The sequence below is a fragment of the Planococcus ruber genome (assembly GCF_022819085.1).
Classification (GTDB): domain Bacteria; phylum Bacillota; class Bacilli; order Bacillales_A; family Planococcaceae; genus Planococcus; species Planococcus ruber.
On the sequence record NZ_JALHAG010000010.1, the window covers coordinates 1 to 17,345 of the forward strand.

Here is a 17,345-nt window from a genome sequence, read left to right on the forward strand (position 1 = left end):
CAAAAGCCGTTCTCGCGCCGAAGCGCTCGTGACGTCTTTTGTTGACGTTTTGCTGTTCAGTTTTCAAGGTTCATGTTGTCGCCGTTTCGTTTGTGTTGTTCGTTGTTGCTTGGCGACTTTTATTATATTAAAGCATGTTTATATTCCTGTCAACACTTTTGAAAAACTTTTTATTGAAGTTCTATTTTCATTTTCTTCATTCTCAAATTCCCTTTTACAAAACCTTATAACAGCGCGATTTCCAGGCACTTCAATTAACGATTTTAAAGTTTAAAGCAACAATATCTTTGGAAGTAATACTTTTCTGAAATTTTATTTGCCCGTAATTTCGTTTACTTCACCGTTTAGTTGTCATAAGAAAAAGCGTTTTGAACTTCTTCTACAAAGAGAAGTCCAAAACGCTTTTTTTATTTTTTAGCTGTTGCTTGAGCCGCTGCTTTACGCGCTGCCCGCCGCTCTTCCAACCGTTGGCGGTCGATGTCTGACTGCTCATTGTATTTTGGCAAGACCAGCAATTGATACGCATTTACTGCCAGGAACGGGAACAAGAGCAACGTTACCCAACTATCGATATTCCCTGCTTCGACCATCAACGCCGGCAGCCATTCTACGGTAGTAATGACGATCATGAAGAATAAAGCCGAGATGAACGTGTCTTTATTTGTCCATTTCGCTTTAAAGTATGCTGTTACGACAGCTGTGATTAATAAAATCGCCAGCAATACGCCGTAGAGCCAAACTTGTCCGACTGTTTCGGCGTTAGGTGCAAAGCGGAATACAATCAAATCGAGAATAACTACCGCGATGATCAATAGCTGAACCCAGTTCCATAGCCGGAGCGTACGGAAGATGTTCATTCCGATTTGGTGTACGGTTAAGTAAGCAAAGAAACAAAGTTGGCTGATGATGCTCATCGTTAAACCGATAATGATCATCCAAACAAAGCCTGCGAACACTTCTCCCCAGGCGCCATCAGCTACTGCATGCGAAAATATATCGTCCCAGCGAATGAATAATCCAAGTACCCCTGTTACTCCTCCACCGATTAAAAGCGCTTTAAAGAAAAATTTGACCCAATTTCGTATCGTCACATCAATGCCTCCATTGTTTAAAATCCTCTTAAGATTGTACCAACCCCCAGCGGAAAAATCCATTGAGCTCTCGCTTCAGATGTGAACAAAGCTTGAAAGTCGTGACAATTTGACATATATAGAAGAAAAACCCGAAAGCCGGCAGCGGCAATCGGGTTTCGCGTTACTGTTTTTTAGCAAACTGAGCAAGGATCTGTTCAGCAATTTCACCGTAGATTTTCCCAGTTGGATGGTCTTCCAAGTAAACAGAAGGCGCGAAATCTTCTTCGTTCCAATCCGGCTGGCCTAGCGGAATCTGGCCAAGCAATGGCGCTTGCAGTTCCTCAGCAAGTTTCGGCCCGCCGCCTTGTCCGAATAAATACTCTTTCTTGCCTGTTTCTTTGCTTTCAAACCAAGACATGTTTTCAATAACACCTAATACTTCATGGTCCGTTTGAATGGCCATCGCTCCTGCACGTGCGGCAACAAATGCTGCTGTCGGGTGTGGAGTGGTGATGACGATTTCTTTAGACGCAGGCAGCATTTGATGGATGTCCAGCGCTACGTCTCCCGTACCTGGCGGCAAGTCCAATAGAAGATAGTCCAAGTCGCCCCATTCGACATCACGGAAGAACTGGTCCAAGACTTTCCCAAGCATTGGGCCGCGCCATACAACCGGCATATTGTCCTCAACGAAGAAGCCCATTGAAATGACTTTCACTCCGAAACGTTCTACCGGAATAATCGTGTCGCCGCGCACAACTGGAGATTTGTCGATGCCCATCATGTCCGGAACACTAAATCCGTAAATGTCCGCATCAATCAAACCGACTTTTTTGCCAAGGCGTGCTAACGCTACAGCCAAGTTGACCGATACGGTTGATTTGCCGACGCCGCCTTTCCCGCTGGCAATCGAAATGAATTCGACTTTATTCAGCGGAGACAAAAGATCTTGCGCTTCCGATTCGCTAGCAGTTCCACGGAATTGCGCTAAAGCTTCAGGAGGCAGTTCCTCGAAACGGATTCCGACGGATCCTGCTCCCGCTCCTTTTAGCACTTCGACCACTTTCATCTGAAGCTGCATTTGTTCCGGTGTATTCGCTTTCGCAATCGCCAGTTTCACACTCACATGATTTTTCTCTTCTTTTATCTTCACAGACGTAATGCCGTTTGTCTCCGTCAGCGATCTATGTAAAAACGGATCTTGAAGCTCTCCGAGTAATTCGCGAACTTGTACTTCAGTCAACATATCTCATACACTCCCTATCACTTTTGCTCACCCTAAAGTATAGCATACCGCCTTTTAAATTAAATCTAATGCGACTTAGAAAAGCGGTGGTGCCCGCTTAGCTCTGACCGGCATAAGCCGATACGGCGAAGCGGCGTTTATTTGCTGCACAGCCGGATCGGCTTATGACCCGAAGAGCTGGGCACCGCAGCTGGACACTCAGAAAAGCGGTGACGCTCATTTTCATTCCTGAAAGCAGTGCCGTTCTACCAGTTTCAAAGCAAAATAAAACCCCTCTTCTCCAAAGAGAAAAGGGGTTTTGAACTATTAACGTTTTGAGAACTGTGGTGCACGACGAGCTGAACGCAAACCTGGTTTCTTACGCTCTTTCATACGTGGGTCACGAGTTAGCAATCCAGCAGATTTAAGTGCTGGGCGGAAAGCAGGGTCTACAGTAAGTAGAGCGCGTGCGATTCCGTGGCGAACTGCTCCAGCTTGACCTGTGAAGCCGCCGCCTTTTACGTTTACAAGTACATCATAGCTTCCAAGAGTTTCAGTAGCTACTAATGGTTGTTTGATGATTTGCTCAAGTGTTTCGTATGGAACGTAATCCGATACGTCACGGTTGTTGATTGTAATTGTGCCGTCTCCTGGTACTAAACGTACGCGAGCTGTTGAGTTTTTACGGCGACCTGTACCTAAATATTGAACTTGTGCCAAAGGTGTATCCTCCTCTTATTTACTAATGATTATCCGCGAAGCGTGTAAGCTTCTGGCTGTTGTGCTTGGTGGTTATGTTCTGGTCCAGCGTAAACGTGTAGTTTTCTGAACATTTGACGTCCTAAAGAGTTTTTAGGAAGCATCCCTTTGATAGCCAATTCAAGCATTTTTGTTGGGTATTTTGTGCGCATTTCAAGTGCAGTACGCTGTTTCAACCCGCCGCTGAATTGAGTGTGGCGATAGTAGATTTTGTCAGTTAACTTTTTACCAGTTAAGTGGATTTTGTCAGCGTTGATGATGATCACGTGATCACCTGTGTCAACGTTTGGTGTGAATGTTGGTTTGTATTTACCGCGTAGGATTGAAGCGACTTCAGAAGCTAAACGTCCAAGAGTTTGCCCTTCTGCATCGACAACCAACCATTTACGCTCGACTTCGTGACCTTTAGCCATGAATGTTGTACGCATGTATATTGTCCTCCTAATATATCATCTCTTTTTTAAAATCACATGTTCCTATAGTTCCGTTGTTCCGTTTTTTCGTTATCCCTAAACACAAATAACCTTCCGGGGCATATCGTGGGGGTAATGAAAATACCATACATCATCATATAATGGATAGCCCTTAAAGTCAAGGGTTTTTATAAAAACACCAGGAAAAGTTGCTTCAGCTTTCATACTCCACATTTTCCAAGTATAAACCGTGTGCTGACGCGGTTTTGCCGGCCAAGCTGCGATCCGCTCCGGCGATGATTCCAGCCATCTCGGAAGCCTCTCTGCGCCCTGTTCCGATTTCCATCATCGTGCCCGCGATGATCCGCACCATATTATAAAGGAAGCCGGTGCCTTCAATCACCATATGCAATTCTTCCCCATGCTCTTCGAATTCCAGGCGGCGAACCGTCCGCACTTTGTCCACGACAGCCGTATTCGCAGCGCAGAAACTCGAGAAATCATGCGTCCCGAGAACCGCTTCTGCTGCTTTCCGCATGGCTTCAACATCGGGCTTCTGCTTGACATGGACCATATAATTCCGGGTAAACGGGCTGATGATTGAACTGCGGTCCCACTTGTAGCGATACGTCTTCCCGGCCGTATGGTAGCGTGCATGAAACGCTGGATCCGCCTCTTCAATCTCAAAAACCCGGATATCCTCTGGCAATAAAACATTCAGCGCTTTCAGCCATCCGCTCATCGGGATCGAAAGAGGGGTGTCGAAATGGATCACTTGCCCCGTCGCATGCACTTTTGAGTCCGTGCGCCCGCTCGCCACCACTTGAATCGTCTCGCCCTTGTGGATGTTTTTTAGGACTTTCATTAATTCTGCCTGAACGGTTCTGGATTCCGGCTGTACCTGGTACCCTGCAAATCCTGAACCATCATAGGCGATTTTCGCTTTTAATCGTTTCATGCTTTCTCTCCTTACGTGCGGAAATACCAAAGCGCCGCCGTAAACCCTGCCAGCAGCAATAAACTCAAGCTGTCAATCAGCCGCCAGTCCAGCTGCCGGTAGCGTGTCCGCCCTTCACCGCCGCGATAGCCCCGCACTTCCATGGCTGTCGCCAAGTCTTCTGCGCGTTTAAACGCACTGACAAATAATGGGATCAGAAGCGGCACAACCGCTTTGATGCGCTCTTTGATCGGCCCCGAGCCAATATCCGAGCCTCTTGCCATCTGTGCTTTTAAAATCTTGCCGGTTTCATCCATTAAAGTCGGGATGAAACGCAGCGAAATCGACATCATCAATGCCAATTCATGCACAGGCAATTTAACGCGCTTGAATGGCCCAAGCAGCACTTCAATCCCATCCGTAATCGAAATCGGCGAAGTTGTCAGAGTCAGAATGCTCGTAATGAACACCAGGACCAGGAAACGGATCGAAATGAAAATCCCCTGCCTTAAGCCTTCCTCATACACTTCAATAAACCCGAATTGGAACAGCACGTCCCCTTCTTTTGTAAAGAAGATATGCAAAAGAAACGTAAAAATCAATAAAATAAAGACCGGTTTCAGTCCATTAATCAGGAAATACAAGCGAATCTTCGATAAAAAGACCACCAGCAAAGTAAATACCAGCAAAAGCAAATACGTCAACGCGTTATTGGCGACAAAGACGATTGCGATAAACAGGAAGACGAATAGGAGTTTAGCCCGCGGGTCCAAACGGTGGACCAATGAGTCTCCCGGAATAAACCGTCCGAAAATCATTTTTTCCATCATTCGGTTTCACGTCCTTTCGCCAGAGCCAGCGCAATGTTCTTCGCCAAAGCTTCTTCCGTTAACGAAATCCCGTCCAACTCGATTCCCAGCTTCGCTTCCAGCATCCGCTGCAATTTTACGGTACGCGGCGGCTCCAGCCGGTAATCCATCAATTGTTCTTCATTGGCGAAAATGTCCCTTGGTTCTCCAGACACAACGCATTTCCCGTTATGCATAATCGCAATTTGATCCGCAAAGCGCGCAGCGTCTTCCATGCTGTGCGTCACCAATACTGTCGTCAGCCCTTTTTGCACATGCAGCTGGTGGAATAAATCCATAATCTCCCGCCGCCCTTTCGGATCGAGCCCGGCCGTCGGTTCATCCAGCACCAGCACTTCCGGCTCCATTGCGAGGACGCCTGCAATCGCCACACGGCGCATCTGCCCGCCGGACAAATCGAATGGCGACTTCTCAAGCGCTTCTGGCGGCAATCCCAATTGAGCTGCCAATTCAACCGCTCGGCGTTTTGCTTCTTCTTCCGGCACACCATAATTCATCGGCCCAAACATGATATCTTTCAAGACCGTTTCTTCGAACAACTGCTGTTCCGGAAATTGAAAGACAATGCCTACTTGCCGGCGGATATCCCGTAGGTTTTTCGCTTTCACGCCTGCCTCTACTTTGCGGTCACCAATGACAACCGAGCCTTCCGTCGGCTTCAACAGGGCATTCAGATGCTGAAGAACGGTCGATTTCCCGGATCCCGTATGGCCGATAATGGCGGTATACGATCCCGATGGAATGTGGATATTCACGTGATGCAGCGCCCTTTTTTCAAAAGGCGTATTTTCAGCATAACTATAGCCTACTTCTTGGAGTAAAATGTCCATAAATCCTCCACCAGCCTGTCTTCTGACATATGTTCACCGCTTAATTGGACTCCGGCTTCTGTTAAAAGCTTGGATATCCGCATCGCAAACGGCAAATCCAGTCCGAGTTCCGTTAATTTATTGCCCGCAAAAAATACATCTTCCGGCGTTCCTTCTACTTGTTTATGACCGGCATTCATCACAAGAATGCGGTCAGCTAATGCCGCTTCCTCTAAATCATGAGTAATTGAGATAACGGTCAATCCGGTTGCTTCCCGCAATTCCCGGATCGTTTCGATCACTTCCATACGCCCTTGCGGATCGAGCATTGAAGTCGCTTCATCTAAAATCAGCAGCCTTGGACGCAAAGCAAGTGCCCCTGCTATCGCCACACGCTGTTTCTGGCCGCCTGAAAGGTGGTGCGGTTCGTGGTTCAAGTATTCTTCCATCTTCACTTGGCGCAGCGATTCATGCACCCGCTGGACCATTTCCGCATGCGGCACTCCGTTATTTTCCAAAGCGAAGGCTACATCATCTTGCACCGTCGCTCCCACAAATTGATTGTCCGGATTTTGAAAGACCATCCCCATCTGGGAACGGATCTTCCATAAACTTTCTTCAGACATCTTCTGGTCCATTGCAGTGACGGTTCCGCTTTGCGGAAACAGCAAACCATTCATTAATTTTGCAATAGTGGATTTCCCGGAGCCGTTATGGCCGACGAGGGCAATCCACTCTCCTTGCTTAATGGAAAAGGAAAGCCCTTCAACTGCCGGCCGTACGGTTTCATCCTCTGGCATATATGTAAATGTCACATTTTCAAAAGACATAATGTTCAAATCCATCTCAGCTAACCTCCTCTGGCTGTTCTCATCTCTACTCTACTCGGTTTCATAAGCATCTGTAAATATTGGCCTAAATAAAAAAAGCGCGCACCTCATTCAGAGAAATGCGCTTTTCTGTCTCTATGGCTCCCCGGTTGCTTAAGCCAGGGTTGAATGAGGTGCGTAGAGCTAGACAAGACGCCGCCTTTCGGCTCGCTCATCATAACACTCAGCTTTTCATTTATGTCGTATAAATCATTATGCTAAAAGAAGAGGGCGTTAACCCTCTCCCCGTAATTCAAATTAAACTAATTCAATAATAACGATCGGTGCGCCGTCTCCGCGACGAGGCCCCATTTTCATGATGCGTGTGTAACCGCCTTGGCGTTCTGCGTAGCGTGGAGCAACGTCATCAAACAATTTTTGCAAAGCAAAGATTGTGTTTTCGTTACCTTCTGCATCCGTAGATGTTACTAGCTCACGACGAATATATGCTGCAGCTTTACGGCGTGCATGGATATCTCCACGTTTGCCAAGCGTAATCATTTTTTCTACAGTTGAACGCACTTCTTTCGCACGAGCTTCAGTCGTTTGAATGCGTTCGTGTACGATTAAGTCTGTTGTAAGGTCACGTAATAGTGCTTTACGTTGAGAACTTGTACGTTGAAGCTTTCTCATTGAAGTTTCCCTCCTTTGTTGAATAGTTCGGATTAGAATTCAAGGCAATCAGTCTTCTTTGCGAAGGCCTAGTCCTAAATCTTCCAACTTCACTTTAACTTCTTCTAGTGATTTGCGTCCAAGGTTGCGGACTTTCATCATGTCGTCTTCCGACTTGCTTGCCAGTTCGTGTACCGTATTGATACCCGCACGTTTTAAGCAATTGTAAGAGCGAACCGAAAGATCAAGTTCTTCAATTGTCATTTCCAAGACTTTTTCTTTTTGGTCTTCTTCTTTTTCAACCATGATTTCAGCCGTTTGTGCCTCATCAGTCAAACCAACGAAAATGTTTAAGTGCTCAGTGAAAATTTTTGCCCCAAGTGCAATTGCCTCTTTTGGACCAATGCTTCCATCTGTCCAAACATCAAGAGATAATTTATCGAAATTAGCGAGTTGACCTACTCGTGTATTTTCAACTTGGAAATTAACGCGTGAAACTGGAGTGTAAATAGAGTCAATCGGGATAACGCCGATCGGAAGATCTTCACGTTTGTTCTGATCTGCACGGGCATATCCGCGGCCTCTGTTCGCATACATGCGCATACGGAGATGGCCACCTTTAGCGATTGATGCAATATATAGATCCGGATTCAGAATTTCCACGTCACTATCGTGAGTGATATCTGCAGCCGTAACCGTTCCATCACCTTTAACATCAATTTCAATGACTTTTTCTTCGTCAGAGTAAATTTTAAGAGCCAGTTTCTTTATGTTCAAAATGATTGACGCAACATCTTCTTCTACACCTTCAACAGTGGAGAATTCGTGCAACACACCATCAATTTGAATTGAAGTCACAGCAGCGCCTGGTAAAGATGAAAGTAAGATTCGACGTAAGGAGTTTCCTAAAGTGGTTCCATATCCACGCTCAAGAGGTTCAACAACGAACTTGCCGAATTTGGCATCATTGCTGATCTCAACCGTTTCAATCTTTGGTTTTTCTATTTCGAGCATTCATTTTACCCTCCTTCAAAACGTCGGTGTTTTTTCGTTTCATCAAGAATTCGATAGTCACAGACTTTCGTTACGATTTAGATCCATCCAGCAAGTCGTGATGTTCAAAAATCCCATTCAGAATTAACGATTACACGCGACGGCGTTTAGGCGGACGGCAACCGTTATGAGGAACTGGAGTTACGTCTCTGATTGCAGTAACTTCTAGTCCAGCAGCTTGAAGCGCACGAATTGCAGCTTCACGGCCTGAACCAGGACCTTTAACAGTAACTTCTAAAGTTTTAAGACCATGTTCGATTGACGTTTTAGCAGCGGTTTCTGCAGCCATTTGAGCAGCGAAAGGTGTAGATTTACGTGAACCTCTAAATCCTAGAGCACCAGCGCTTGACCATGATACTGCGTTCCCTTGCATATCGGTAATCGTAACAATTGTGTTGTTAAATGTTGAGCGGATGTGAGCAATACCTGATTCGATATTCTTTTTCACACGACGCTTACGAGTTTGTTGTTTACGTGCCATGTTAAGAAGAAACCTCCTTTACTGATTATTTTTTCTTGTTAGCTACAGTTTTACGAGGACCTTTACGCGTACGCGCATTGTTCTTCGTATTTTGTCCGCGAACTGGAAGTCCACGACGGTGGCGGATACCTCGGAAGCTAGCAATTTCCATCAAGCGTTTGATGTTCATTGAAACTTCACGGCGAAGGTCACCTTCAATTTTGTATTGATCCAATTGTTCACGGATATTGTTCAACTCGTCTTCAGTAAGATCGCGAACGCGAGTATCTTCTGAGATACCAGCTCCTGCAAGTACTTTCTGAGCAGTAGTTTTACCAACACCGAAAATGTATGTTAATGAAATAACAACGCGTTTGTCGCGCGGAATATCAACACCAGCAATACGTGCCATGTGTATGATGCACCTCCTTCTTATTAGCCTTGTCTTTGTTTATGTTTCGGATTTTCACAGATTACCATTACTTTACCGTTTCTGCGAATAACTTTACATTTTTCGCAGATCGGTTTCACAGATGGTCTCACTTTCATCTAACCCAACCTCCTTAGTAGTCCGGAGTGCAAAAGATTATTTAAAACGGTATGTGATACGACCGCGTGTTAAATCGTAAGGAGAGAGTTCCACTGTAACTTTATCTCCTGGCAGAATGCGGATGAAGTGCATGCGGATCTTGCCAGATACATGCGCAAGAATCGTATGGCCGTTCTCCAGTTCCACTTTAAACATCGCGTTAGGCAAAGTCTCAACGACTGTTCCTTCGATTTCAATTACATCGTCTTTCGCCATCGACCCAGTCTCCCTTCTGTATACAAATCAGGTTCTCATCTTCAAACAGTATTTGCTGATTGAATAATAGTATTCATTCACCAGGAATGCATGAGTGACAGTTGAAAGACAGTCTCCGAGTTCCGCTTTCCGCATAGCAGCGAATAGGGGGTAATCCGGTTAAGCCAGTCTGCCTCATGAATCCTCGGCCGCCCGGACTGCCTAGGATGAGTTCCAAACCCGTTACACAGATGCTTCCACGAAACCCATTATACTATTTCCAGTGCGGGATTGCACGGTTCAGACTTGGTCTGGAGCAATCTGCACCGGATTTCATATAACCAGGCATTTTATGCTTTTGCAGCTCTCGAAAATTCATATCTCCGGTGCTCCTTAAAGCCACATGGAGGCAACTAACTGCGCCCGGCGCCGAAGATTTAGCCTCGGTCGCCCTTTAGAAGAGCATCAATGTCAGCAAATACTTTTTGAATGTCCTGCTGTCCATTTATATTTTTCAACACGCCTTTGCTTTCATAGAAATCAAGAAGCGGCTGAGTTTGTTGGATATTTACTTCTAAACGGTTTGTGACGGTTTCTGGATTGTCGTCTGCACGTTGGTAGAGTTCGCCGCCATCTTTATCGCACACACCCTCAACTTGAGGAGGATTGAAAACAAGATGGTAAGCAGTTCCACAAACTTTACAGATACGGCGACCCGTTAATCGTTTGACAAGTTCGTCTTGTTCAACTTGGATGTTTACGACATGCTCGATTCTTTTGCCGAGATCAGCAAGAAGAGATTCCAGCGCTTCAGCTTGTGGGACTGTACGCGGAAAGCCGTCTAATAGAAAGCCTTCTGCACAATCCGCAGCGCTAAGACGCTCACGGACAATACCGATAGTCACTTCATCAGGTACTAATGCACCTTTATCCATGAACGATTTTGCTTCCAAGCCTAGTTCCGTTCCACCTTTGATAGCAGCGCGAAACATATCACCTGTAGAAATATGAGGGATGTCGTACTTCTCAACAATTTTGTCTGCTTGAGTGCCTTTGCCGGCACCAGGCAGACCCATTAATACGATATTCATACGTTTGCCCCCTCAGACAATTGGACAAGGAACGTCTTCACGTTCCTAAGCGCCCATTGATTATTTCATAAAGCCTTTATAATGACGTTTAACAAGTTGAGATTCCAGTTGTTTCATTGTCTCAAGTGCTACACCTACGACAATCAGAAGACTCGTTCCGCCAATTTGTGCCGATTGGGGCAAGCCCGCAAGGTTGATAAATAAAATTGGCATTACAGCAATCAGTGCCAAGAAGATAGCGCCGACAAATGTTAAACGGTACAACACACTTGTTAAATAATCTTGCGTATTTTTACCCGGACGGATTCCTGGAATATAAGCACCTTGCTTTTTCAAGTTGTCCGACACGTTTTCAGGGTTTACCTGAATGAATGCATAGAAGTAAGTGAATGCTACGATCAAAGCGACATAAATGATCATGCCGACCGGACGCGTATAATCAAATGTATTCTGAATTGCATCCGTAAACGCGTTGGCACCAAAGAAAGAAGCGATGGTTTGCGGCGTAATAAGGAACGCCACTGCGAAGATTACCGGGATAACTCCGGCCGCGTTTACTTTCAAAGGCAAATGCGTCTGTTGTGCACTTGTTGTTTGGCCACGGCCAGCAACTCGTTTTGCATACTGGATCGGGATTTTGCGCAGCGCTTGCTGAACATAAATGACCAATACAGTAACAGCAACAACTGCTAATGCAAGCAACGCCATGATAGCGATATTGATTGGAAGCTGATCGCCAGCCCCTTCAATTTGCTGTGCATATAATTGGTTGATAGCTCCAGGTATTGCAGCGACAATCCCAGCGAAGATGATAATCGAAATACCGTTCCCCACACCTTTTGCCGTAATCTGCTCACCAAGCCACAGTAGAAATGCTGTACCGCCAGTTAAGACAATCGCGATCACCACATACGTCATAATCGAGTCATCTTGAATCAAAGAGCCACCATAAATTTGGTTAAACCCGTAAGACATTCCAATCGCTTGGATAAAGGCTAATACAATTGTGAAGTAGCGAGTGAATTGAGCAAGTTTCCGTCTTCCGACTTCTCCTTGTTTCGCCCACTCAGCAAATTTCGGTACAACATCCATCTGCAATAATTGCACGATGATCGATGCTGTAATGTATGGCATGATTCCCATTGCTAAAATCGAGAAGTTAGCAAGGGCGCCACCACCGAAAGTATTTAAGAATCCAATCAAGCCAGCTTGATCGGTAGCTTGCAGTACATCCGCATCAACATTCGGTACCGGAATGAAAGTTCCGATACGGAAAATGATGAGCATCAGTAATGTAAAGATGATTTTATTTCGAATATCAGTCACGCGCATAAAATTGGAGATTGTCTGAAACATTAAAGCACCTCAGTTTGTCCGCCAGCAGCTTCGATTGCTTCCTTAGCTGATCCAGAGAATTTGTGAGCTTTAACAGTCAATTTTTTCTCTAAGCTTCCGTTACCAAGAATCTTGATACCTGAACGTTCGTTGCTCACGACACCTGATTCGATTAACAATGCAGGTGTAACTTCTGTGCCTTCGTCGAAACGGTTCAATACATCAAGGTTCACAATAGCGTAGTCTTTACGGTTAATGTTGGTAAATCCACGTTTAGGCAAACGACGGAACAATGGGTTTTGTCCACCCTCGAATCCAGGACGAACTCCGCCGCCTGAACGTGCGTTTTGTCCTTTATGACCTTTACCTGCTGTTTTACCAGTACCTGAACCGATACCGCGTCCGATACGCTTTCTAGAACTGCGTGAACCTTCTGCTGGTTTTAATTCATGAAGTTTCATGTGGTTTGGCACCTCCTTCTATAGAAATCAGGGATTAAACTTCTTTGATAGTTACTAAGTGAGCGACTTTTGTGATCATGCCACGGATAGCGGCATTATCTTGCTGCTCAACTGTTTGATGCATTTTACGCAAGCCCAAAGCTTGAACAACTTTACGTTGTGCTGGTTTTGAACCGATTACTGATTTTGTGAGGGTAATTTCTAGTTTAGTAGCCATGTAATTTTCCCTCCTTATCCTAATAGCTCTTCTGTAGTTTTACCGCGAAGTTTTGCAACTTCATCAGCGCTCTTCAGTTGAGTTAAACCGTTAATAGTAGCACGTACCATGTTGATTGGTGTGCTTGAACCTAGAGATTTAGACAAGATGTCTTGTACTCCAGCTAATTCAAGTACCGCACGAACAGGTCCGCCTGCAATAACTCCAGTACCAGGTGAAGCTGGTTTGATAAGAATTTGGCCTGCACCAAAACGACCAGTTACTAAGTGTGGAGTAGTACCTTTAACCATTGGTACTTCGATTAAGTTTTTCTTCGCATCTTCAATAGCTTTACGGATTGCATCTGGAACTTCTTGTGCTTTACCAGTACCAAAACCGACTTTACCATTTTTGTCGCCTACAACAACTAATGCGGAGAAACGGAAACGACGTCCACCTTTTACAACTTTCGCTACGCGGTTAATCGTAACTACGCGCTCTTCAAGTTCAAGTTTGTTTGGATCAATACGACGCATGAAATGTGTCCCTCCTTCTTTTAAAATTGTAAACCGTTTTCACGTGCTGCTTCTGCAAGAGCTTTGATACGTCCGTGATATAAATAACCACCGCGGTCGAAAACGATTGAGTTCAAGCCTTGTTCAGTTGCACGTTTAGCGATTGTTTCGCCGATTTTTGCAGCAGCTTCCACGTTGCCAGTTGATTCGCCTGTGAAATCTTTTTCCATAGATGAAGCACTAACAAGTGTAACGCCTTTAGTATCGTCGATCAATTGAGCGTAAATGTATTTATTTGAACGGAATACGTTTAAACGTGGGCGTTCTGCTGTACCCGTAATTTTAGAACGTACGCGTGCATGACGCTTTTTACGAGATGCGTTTTTATCGAGTTTCGTAATCACTGAGGTCACTCCTTTCAGCCTGCCTAAGCAGCATTATTTACCTGTTTTACCTTCTTTGCGGCGAACAACTTCTCCTTCATAACGGATACCTTTGCCTTTATACGGCTCTGGCGGACGTGTTTGACGGATGTTTGAAGCAAGAGCTCCAACGCGTTCTTTGTCGATTCCTTTTACAACGACCTTCGTGTTAGCAGGAACTTCAACTTGGACTCCTTCTTCCGGAGTGAATTCTACCGGGTGAGAGTATCCAACGTTAAGAACTAGCTTTTGGCCTTGTAATTGTGCACGATAACCTACACCGATTAATTCAAGCGCGCGCTCGAATCCTTCTGAAACTCCTTGAACCATGTTCGCTAGCAAAGCACGAGTTGTACCGTGAATTGTGCGGTGTTCTTTGGAATCTGAAGGACGTGTTACTGTTAGCATATTTTCTTCTACTGTAATTGCGATATCTTGATTGAAAGTACGAGTTAACTCGCCTTTAGGCCCTTTTACAGTTACGACATTATTGTCAGCAATCGTGATCGTAACGTTAGCAGGAACCTCAATTGGTTTTTTACCTACACGTGACATTCTGTTGCACCTCCATTCGTTTGTCGTTTATTACCAAACGTATGCTATGATTTCTCCGCCGATTTTTTTCGCGCGGGCTTCTTTATCAGTTACCAAACCTTGTGATGTAGAGACTAAAGCGATACCAAGACCGTTTAGTACGCGTGGCACCTCATCAGTTTTAGCATATACACGTAGTCCTGGTTTAGAAATACGTTTCAAACCAGTAATAACGCGTTCGTTGTTAGCACCGTATTTTAAGAAAATGCGGATCATGCCTTGTTTGTCATCCTCAACGTACTCAACGTCACGAACGAAACCTTCACGCTTAAGAACTTCAGCGATTTCTTTTTTCACATTAGAAGCCGGAAGCTCTAATTTTTCGTGACGAACCATGTTCGCATTACGGATGCGTGTCAGCATGTCTGCAATAGGATCTGTCATTGTCATTACATTTACCTCCTTCCCAAATTAGGGGATTACCAGCTGGCTTTTTTCACGCCAGGAATTTGTCCCACATATGCAAGTTCACGGAAACAAATACGGCAAAGTTTAAATTTGCGTAATACTGAATGCGGACGTCCGCATCTTTCACAGCGTGTGTACTCTTGTACTTTAAACTTTGGCGTGCGTTTTTGTTTTGCGATCATAGATTTTTTAGCCACGTTTACGCCTCCCTCATATTTACTTTTGGAACGGCATTCCGAATTGTGTTAATAACTCACGAGCTTCTTCATCAGAGTTCGCAGTTGTTACAATTACGATGTCCATACCGCGTACTTTCGAAACTTTATCATAATCGATTTCAGGGAAGATTAACTGTTCTTTCACACCAAGTGTGTAGTTGCCGCGGCCGTCGAAAGATTTCTTCGAAACCCCACGGAAGTCACGAACACGTGGAAGTGAGATAGCAATCAATTTATCCAGGAAGTCATACATACGCTCTCCGCGTAGTGTAACTTTACATCCGATTGGCATACCTTCACGAAGACGGAAGCCAGCGATAGATTTCTTAGCTTTAGTAATAACTGGTTTTTGACCAGTGATCGTTTGTAATTCTTCAACAGCTGAGTCAAGTGACTTAGTGTTTTGAACAGCTTCGCCTACACCCATGTTGATAACGATTTTATCAACTTTCGGTGTTTGCATTACTGATTTATATTCAAACTTGCTCACTAGAGCAGGAGTGATTTCATTCACATATTTTTCTTTTAGGCGGTTCATGTGTGTACCTCCCTTCATTCAGGAATTTTATTTATCTAATTTTTCACCGGATTTTTTTGCAACACGAACTTTTTTACCATCTTCAACCTTGTATCCTACACGAGTCGGCTCGCCGGATTTAGGGTCAAGTAACATAACGTTAGAAACGTGAATTGCTGCTTCTTGGCTGACAATTCCACCTTGTGGGTTTGCCTGGTTCGGTTTTGTATGCTTCTTGATGATATTGATACCTTCAACAAGCACGCGGTCTTTCTTAGGTAGAGCAGCTAAAACAACACCTGTTTTGCCTTTGTCTTTACCTGAGATTACCTTAACTGTATCGCCTTTTTTAACATGCATTCTGTCGCACCTCCTTGGTATGGCACATTGATTTATTAAAGAACTTCAGGAGCAAGTGAAACGATCTTCATGAAACTGTTGTCGCGTAGTTCGCGTGCAACAGGTCCGAAAATACGTGTTCCGCGTGGACCTTTGTCGTCACGAATGATAACACATGCATTTTCATCAAATTTGATGTAAGTACCGTCTTTACGGCGAGCTCCGCTTTTCGTGCGAACGATGACAGCCTTAACGACTTCACCTTTCTTAACAACGCCACCTGGTGTTGCTTTTTTCACGGTACAAACGATTACGTCACCGATGTTTGCAGTCTTGCGACCAGAACCACCAAGTACTTTAATCGCTAGTACTTCACGAGCACCCGAGTTGTCTGCAACTTTTAAACGACTTTCCTGTTGGATCACTTAGGTTACCTCCCTTCGGAATTTCTTAGGTTCCGAAATTATTTAAATTAGATAATAACCGCTTTTTCTACAATTTCCAATACGCGGAAACGTTTAGTAGCTGATAGCGGACGAGTTTCCATGATGCGAACGATGTCGCCCATTTTAGCTTCGTTTTGCTCGTCATGAGCTTTGAATTTCTTAGAGTATTTTACACGTTTGCCATAAAGTGCGTGCTTCTTTTGAGTTTCAACCATTACTGTAACGGTTTTGTCCATTTTGTCAGACACAACACGGCCTGTGTATACTTTGCGTTGGTTACGCTCAGTCATACTTGCAAACCTCCTCTCGAATTATCAGTTAGTTCCACTGATTTCTCTTTCATGAATCACAGTTTTCATACGGGCAATCGCTTTACGTACTTCGCGGATGCGAGCAGTATTTTCTAATTGACCAGTAGCCAATTGGAAGCGAAGGTTGAAAAGCTCTTCTTTCAGTGATTTCACTTTTTGTTCGATTTCAGCAGTGGTTAAGTCACGGATTTCTTTAGCTTTCATTCGATTCACCACCAATTTCTTCGCGTTTTACGAACTTCGTTTTGATCGGAAGTTTGTGAGATGCAAGGCGCAATGCTTCGCGTGCCACTTCTTCTGATACTCCTGCAAGTTCAAACATAATTTTACCTGTTTTTACTACTGCTACCCAGCCTTCAGGTGAACCTTTACCGGATCCCATACGAACCTCAAGAGGCTTTTTCGTATATGGCTTGTGTGGGAAGATTTTAATCCAGACTTTACCGCCACGTTTCATGTAACGAGTCATGGAAATACGTGCTGCTTCAATTTGGCGGTTTGTGATCCAAGATGATTCTAAAGCTTGGAGACCAAATTCACCGAATGCGATTTCTTTGCCGCCTTTAGCTTCTCCGCGCATCTTGCCACGGTGCTCACGACGATATTTAACGCGTTTAGGCATTAACATA

30 protein-coding genes are annotated in these 17,345 nt (G+C 44.7%); 1 reads left to right on the plus strand and 29 read right to left on the minus strand.

The window, feature by feature from the left end; genetic code table 11:
- Nucleotides 1-274 (plus strand): hypothetical protein (locus MTR82_RS12270; RefSeq protein ID WP_246809341.1); only part of this gene is annotated, 274 nt, incomplete at its 5' end.
- Nucleotides 275-407: 133 nt separating this feature from the next.
- Here the strand turns inward: MTR82_RS12270 and MTR82_RS12275 are convergent.
- The 29 genes from MTR82_RS12275 to rplP all read right to left on the minus strand — a co-directional run bounded on the left by MTR82_RS12275 (nucleotide 408) and on the right by rplP (nucleotide 17,344).
- Nucleotides 408-1,091 (minus strand): KinB-signaling pathway activation protein, encoded by a 684-nt coding sequence (locus MTR82_RS12275; RefSeq protein ID WP_052654043.1) that lies wholly within the window; start codon nucleotides 1,089-1,091, stop codon nucleotides 408-410.
- Nucleotides 1,092-1,254: 163 nt separating this feature from the next.
- Complete coding sequence (locus tag MTR82_RS12280; protein WP_052654045.1) at nucleotides 1,255-2,319, minus strand: Mrp/NBP35 family ATP-binding protein; 1,065 nt, start codon at nucleotides 2,317-2,319, stop codon at nucleotides 1,255-1,257.
- 306 nt (nucleotides 2,320-2,625) lie between these two features.
- On the minus strand, nucleotides 2,626-3,018 hold the full coding sequence (rpsI, locus tag MTR82_RS12285) for a 30S ribosomal protein S9 (protein WP_052654049.1): 393 nt from the start codon (nucleotides 3,016-3,018) through the stop codon (nucleotides 2,626-2,628).
- Nucleotides 3,019-3,047: 29 nt separating this feature from the next.
- On the minus strand, nucleotides 3,048-3,485 hold the full coding sequence (gene rplM / locus MTR82_RS12290) for a 50S ribosomal protein L13 (protein WP_052654052.1): 438 nt from the start codon (nucleotides 3,483-3,485) through the stop codon (nucleotides 3,048-3,050).
- A gap of 199 nt (nucleotides 3,486-3,684) precedes the next feature.
- Nucleotides 3,685-4,428: a tRNA pseudouridine(38-40) synthase TruA gene (gene truA, locus MTR82_RS12295; protein ID WP_246809343.1), complete on the minus strand. Its 744-nt coding sequence runs from the start codon at nucleotides 4,426-4,428 to the stop codon at nucleotides 3,685-3,687.
- 11 nt (nucleotides 4,429-4,439) lie between these two features.
- On the minus strand, nucleotides 4,440-5,237 hold the full coding sequence (locus tag MTR82_RS12300) for an energy-coupling factor transporter transmembrane component T family protein (protein WP_052654058.1): 798 nt from the start codon (nucleotides 5,235-5,237) through the stop codon (nucleotides 4,440-4,442).
- Complete coding sequence (locus MTR82_RS12305; protein ID WP_246809345.1) at nucleotides 5,234-6,106, minus strand: energy-coupling factor ABC transporter ATP-binding protein; 873 nt, start codon at nucleotides 6,104-6,106, stop codon at nucleotides 5,234-5,236. The genes MTR82_RS12300 and MTR82_RS12305 overlap by 4 nt, the downstream gene beginning before the upstream one ends.
- Entirely contained in the window at nucleotides 6,082-6,930 is an 849-nt protein-coding gene (locus tag MTR82_RS12310; RefSeq protein WP_246809347.1) for an energy-coupling factor ABC transporter ATP-binding protein, read from the minus strand. Before MTR82_RS12310 ends, MTR82_RS12305 begins: the two co-directional genes overlap by 25 nt.
- Nucleotides 6,931-7,212: 282 nt before the next feature.
- Nucleotides 7,213-7,587 carry a 50S ribosomal protein L17 gene (gene rplQ / locus MTR82_RS12315; RefSeq protein ID WP_052654065.1) on the minus strand — a complete coding sequence of 125 codons (375 nt, stop codon included), beginning with the start codon at nucleotides 7,585-7,587 and terminating at the stop codon, nucleotides 7,213-7,215.
- 48 nt (nucleotides 7,588-7,635) lie between these two features.
- Complete coding sequence (locus MTR82_RS12320; protein ID WP_052654068.1) at nucleotides 7,636-8,580, minus strand: DNA-directed RNA polymerase subunit alpha; 945 nt, start codon at nucleotides 8,578-8,580, stop codon at nucleotides 7,636-7,638.
- Nucleotides 8,581-8,710: 130 nt separating this feature from the next.
- Nucleotides 8,711-9,100 carry a 30S ribosomal protein S11 gene (gene rpsK, locus MTR82_RS12325; protein ID WP_052654071.1) on the minus strand — a complete coding sequence of 130 codons (390 nt, stop codon included), beginning with the start codon at nucleotides 9,098-9,100 and terminating at the stop codon, nucleotides 8,711-8,713.
- Nucleotides 9,101-9,125: 25 nt separating this feature from the next.
- Nucleotides 9,126-9,491: a 30S ribosomal protein S13 gene (rpsM, locus tag MTR82_RS12330; RefSeq protein ID WP_052654076.1), complete on the minus strand. Its 366-nt coding sequence runs from the start codon at nucleotides 9,489-9,491 to the stop codon at nucleotides 9,126-9,128.
- Between the two features lie 23 nt (nucleotides 9,492-9,514).
- The gene (gene rpmJ, locus MTR82_RS12335) at nucleotides 9,515-9,628 is read right to left on the minus strand and encodes a 50S ribosomal protein L36 (protein ID WP_006828951.1); all 114 of its coding nucleotides are present in this window, start codon (nucleotides 9,626-9,628) and stop codon (nucleotides 9,515-9,517) included.
- A gap of 37 nt (nucleotides 9,629-9,665) precedes the next feature.
- Nucleotides 9,666-9,884 (minus strand): translation initiation factor IF-1, encoded by a 219-nt coding sequence (gene infA / locus MTR82_RS12340; RefSeq protein ID WP_006828950.1) that lies wholly within the window; start codon nucleotides 9,882-9,884, stop codon nucleotides 9,666-9,668.
- A 416-nt stretch (nucleotides 9,885-10,300) separates the two neighbouring features.
- Nucleotides 10,301-10,954, minus strand: a complete 654-nt coding sequence (locus MTR82_RS12345) for an adenylate kinase (RefSeq protein WP_052654079.1) — start codon at nucleotides 10,952-10,954, stop codon at nucleotides 10,301-10,303.
- A gap of 60 nt (nucleotides 10,955-11,014) precedes the next feature.
- Nucleotides 11,015-12,310: a preprotein translocase subunit SecY gene (gene secY, locus MTR82_RS12350; RefSeq protein ID WP_052654082.1), complete on the minus strand. Its 1,296-nt coding sequence runs from the start codon at nucleotides 12,308-12,310 to the stop codon at nucleotides 11,015-11,017.
- Nucleotides 12,310-12,750 carry a 50S ribosomal protein L15 gene (gene rplO, locus MTR82_RS12355; protein ID WP_246809348.1) on the minus strand — a complete coding sequence of 147 codons (441 nt, stop codon included), beginning with the start codon at nucleotides 12,748-12,750 and terminating at the stop codon, nucleotides 12,310-12,312. Before rplO ends, secY begins: the two co-directional genes overlap by 1 nt.
- A 34-nt stretch (nucleotides 12,751-12,784) precedes the next feature.
- Nucleotides 12,785-12,967 carry a 50S ribosomal protein L30 gene (rpmD, locus tag MTR82_RS12360; protein WP_052654090.1) on the minus strand — a complete coding sequence of 61 codons (183 nt, stop codon included), beginning with the start codon at nucleotides 12,965-12,967 and terminating at the stop codon, nucleotides 12,785-12,787.
- A 14-nt stretch (nucleotides 12,968-12,981) separates the two neighbouring features.
- Entirely contained in the window at nucleotides 12,982-13,482 is a 501-nt protein-coding gene (gene rpsE / locus MTR82_RS12365; RefSeq protein WP_052654093.1) for a 30S ribosomal protein S5, read from the minus strand.
- A gap of 20 nt (nucleotides 13,483-13,502) precedes the next feature.
- Nucleotides 13,503-13,865, minus strand: coding sequence for a 50S ribosomal protein L18 (gene rplR / locus MTR82_RS12370; RefSeq protein WP_052654097.1), 363 nt, complete (start codon nucleotides 13,863-13,865; stop codon nucleotides 13,503-13,505).
- A 33-nt stretch (nucleotides 13,866-13,898) separates the two neighbouring features.
- Entirely contained in the window at nucleotides 13,899-14,438 is a 540-nt protein-coding gene (gene rplF / locus MTR82_RS12375; protein ID WP_246809349.1) for a 50S ribosomal protein L6, read from the minus strand.
- Nucleotides 14,439-14,468: 30 nt separating this feature from the next.
- On the minus strand, nucleotides 14,469-14,867 hold the full coding sequence (gene rpsH / locus MTR82_RS12380; protein ID WP_052654104.1) for a 30S ribosomal protein S8: 399 nt from the start codon (nucleotides 14,865-14,867) through the stop codon (nucleotides 14,469-14,471).
- A gap of 29 nt (nucleotides 14,868-14,896) precedes the next feature.
- Nucleotides 14,897-15,082, minus strand: coding sequence for a 30S ribosomal protein S14 (gene rpsN, locus MTR82_RS12385; RefSeq protein ID WP_006828941.1), 186 nt, complete (start codon nucleotides 15,080-15,082; stop codon nucleotides 14,897-14,899).
- 19 nt (nucleotides 15,083-15,101) lie between these two features.
- Nucleotides 15,102-15,641, minus strand: coding sequence for a 50S ribosomal protein L5 (rplE, locus tag MTR82_RS12390; protein WP_036803924.1), 540 nt, complete (start codon nucleotides 15,639-15,641; stop codon nucleotides 15,102-15,104).
- 27 nt (nucleotides 15,642-15,668) lie between these two features.
- Nucleotides 15,669-15,980 (minus strand): 50S ribosomal protein L24, encoded by a 312-nt coding sequence (rplX, locus tag MTR82_RS12395; protein WP_036803921.1) that lies wholly within the window; start codon nucleotides 15,978-15,980, stop codon nucleotides 15,669-15,671.
- A 35-nt stretch (nucleotides 15,981-16,015) separates the two neighbouring features.
- The gene (gene rplN / locus MTR82_RS12400) at nucleotides 16,016-16,384 is read right to left on the minus strand and encodes a 50S ribosomal protein L14 (RefSeq protein ID WP_052654106.1); all 369 of its coding nucleotides are present in this window, start codon (nucleotides 16,382-16,384) and stop codon (nucleotides 16,016-16,018) included.
- A 47-nt stretch (nucleotides 16,385-16,431) separates the two neighbouring features.
- On the minus strand, nucleotides 16,432-16,695 hold the full coding sequence (gene rpsQ, locus MTR82_RS12405) for a 30S ribosomal protein S17 (RefSeq protein WP_052654109.1): 264 nt from the start codon (nucleotides 16,693-16,695) through the stop codon (nucleotides 16,432-16,434).
- A gap of 24 nt (nucleotides 16,696-16,719) precedes the next feature.
- On the minus strand, nucleotides 16,720-16,920 hold the full coding sequence (gene rpmC / locus MTR82_RS12410) for a 50S ribosomal protein L29 (protein ID WP_052654121.1): 201 nt from the start codon (nucleotides 16,918-16,920) through the stop codon (nucleotides 16,720-16,722).
- The gene (gene rplP, locus MTR82_RS12415) at nucleotides 16,910-17,344 is read right to left on the minus strand and encodes a 50S ribosomal protein L16 (protein WP_052654124.1); all 435 of its coding nucleotides are present in this window, start codon (nucleotides 17,342-17,344) and stop codon (nucleotides 16,910-16,912) included. The genes rpmC and rplP overlap by 11 nt, the downstream gene beginning before the upstream one ends.
- Nucleotide 17,345: the final 1 nt, after the last annotated feature.

Excerpts from the sequence above, each read along its gene's own strand:
- rplO (WP_246809348.1), bottom strand. The coding sequence starts at position 12,750 with ATGAAACTTCATGAATTAAAACCAGCAGAAGGTTCACGCAGTTCTAGA.
- rplM (WP_052654052.1), bottom strand. The coding sequence starts at position 3,485 with ATGCGTACAACATTCATGGCTAAAGGTCACGAAGTCGAGCGTAAATGG.
- rplX (WP_036803921.1), bottom strand. The coding sequence starts at position 15,980 with ATGCATGTTAAAAAAGGCGATACAGTTAAGGTAATCTCAGGTAAAGAC.
- rpmD (WP_052654090.1), bottom strand. The coding sequence starts at position 12,967 with ATGGCTACTAAACTAGAAATTACCCTCACAAAATCAGTAATCGGTTCA.
- MTR82_RS12345 (WP_052654079.1), bottom strand. The coding sequence starts at position 10,954 with ATGAATATCGTATTAATGGGTCTGCCTGGTGCCGGCAAAGGCACTCAA.
- rpmC (WP_052654121.1), bottom strand. The coding sequence starts at position 16,920 with ATGAAAGCTAAAGAAATCCGTGACTTAACCACTGCTGAAATCGAACAA.
- rpmJ (WP_006828951.1), bottom strand. The coding sequence starts at position 9,628 with ATGAAAGTGAGACCATCTGTGAAACCGATCTGCGAAAAATGTAAAGTT.
- rplQ (WP_052654065.1), bottom strand. The coding sequence starts at position 7,587 with ATGAGAAAGCTTCAACGTACAAGTTCTCAACGTAAAGCACTATTACGT.
- infA (WP_006828950.1), bottom strand. The coding sequence starts at position 9,884 with ATGGCGAAAGACGATGTAATTGAAATCGAAGGAACAGTCGTTGAGACT.
- rpsE (WP_052654093.1), bottom strand. The coding sequence starts at position 13,482 with ATGCGTCGTATTGATCCAAACAAACTTGAACTTGAAGAGCGCGTAGTT.
- rpsK (WP_052654071.1), bottom strand. The coding sequence starts at position 9,100 with ATGGCACGTAAACAACAAACTCGTAAGCGTCGTGTGAAAAAGAATATC.
- rpsM (WP_052654076.1), bottom strand. The coding sequence starts at position 9,491 with ATGGCACGTATTGCTGGTGTTGATATTCCGCGCGACAAACGCGTTGTT.
- rplP (WP_052654124.1), bottom strand. The coding sequence starts at position 17,344 with ATGTTAATGCCTAAACGCGTTAAATATCGTCGTGAGCACCGTGGCAAG.
- rpsH (WP_052654104.1), bottom strand. The coding sequence starts at position 14,867 with ATGACAATGACAGATCCTATTGCAGACATGCTGACACGCATCCGTAAT.
- MTR82_RS12320 (WP_052654068.1), bottom strand. The coding sequence starts at position 8,580 with ATGCTCGAAATAGAAAAACCAAAGATTGAAACGGTTGAGATCAGCAAT.
- MTR82_RS12280 (WP_052654045.1), bottom strand. The coding sequence starts at position 2,319 with ATGTTGACTGAAGTACAAGTTCGCGAATTACTCGGAGAGCTTCAAGAT.
- truA (WP_246809343.1), bottom strand. The coding sequence starts at position 4,428 with ATGAAACGATTAAAAGCGAAAATCGCCTATGATGGTTCAGGATTTGCA.
- rpsQ (WP_052654109.1), bottom strand. The coding sequence starts at position 16,695 with ATGACTGAGCGTAACCAACGCAAAGTATACACAGGCCGTGTTGTGTCT.
- rplE (WP_036803924.1), bottom strand. The coding sequence starts at position 15,641 with ATGAACCGCCTAAAAGAAAAATATGTGAATGAAATCACTCCTGCTCTA.
- MTR82_RS12305 (WP_246809345.1), bottom strand. The coding sequence starts at position 6,106 with ATGGACATTTTACTCCAAGAAGTAGGCTATAGTTATGCTGAAAATACG.
- secY (WP_052654082.1), bottom strand. The coding sequence starts at position 12,310 with ATGTTTCAGACAATCTCCAATTTTATGCGCGTGACTGATATTCGAAAT.
- MTR82_RS12310 (WP_246809347.1), bottom strand. The coding sequence starts at position 6,930 with ATGGATTTGAACATTATGTCTTTTGAAAATGTGACATTTACATATATG.
- rplF (WP_246809349.1), bottom strand. The coding sequence starts at position 14,438 with ATGTCACGTGTAGGTAAAAAACCAATTGAGGTTCCTGCTAACGTTACG.
- MTR82_RS12300 (WP_052654058.1), bottom strand. The coding sequence starts at position 5,237 with ATGATGGAAAAAATGATTTTCGGACGGTTTATTCCGGGAGACTCATTG.